Here is a 527-nt window from a genome sequence, read left to right on the forward strand (position 1 = left end):
CGCGTCCGCCTCGATATCGTCGGCGAGATGACCGAGGTCGACAAGACCGTGGTCGAACGGATCGGCGAGCCGCTGACGCATCTCATCCGCAACGCGGTCGACCACGGTTTGGAAACGCCGGCCGAGCGGCTCGCAGCGGGCAAGCCGGAAGAAGGTGTGGTGACGCTGTCGGCGGCGCATCATTCCGGGCGGATCGTCATCACCGTCGCCGACGACGGCCGCGGCATCGATCGCAAGCGCGTCCGCGCCAAGGCGGTCGAGCGCGGCATCATCGCCGCCGACGCGCTGCTGAGCGACGAGGAGACCGACAATCTGATCTTCGCCGCGGGCTTCTCGACCGCGGCGACCGTCTCCAACATTTCGGGTCGCGGCGTCGGCATGGATGTGGTGCGCAAGAACGTCCAGGCGCTCGGCGGCCGCATCGGCATCACCTCGCATCTCGGCTCGGGGTCCAGCTTCGCGCTGTCGCTGCCGCTGACGCTGGCGGTGCTCGACGGCATGATCGTCACCGTCGGCGACCAGACCTT

General features: G+C 68.5%; 1 protein-coding gene. It reads left to right on the forward strand.

The window, feature by feature from the left end; all coding sequences use genetic code 11:
• Positions 1-527: chemotaxis protein CheA (locus tag AC07UH_RS21520; RefSeq protein WP_495182218.1), on the forward strand; the 527-nt coding region annotated here is incomplete at both ends.

It is taken from the genome of Sphingomonas sp. GW821-FHT04B01, assembly GCF_059420425.1.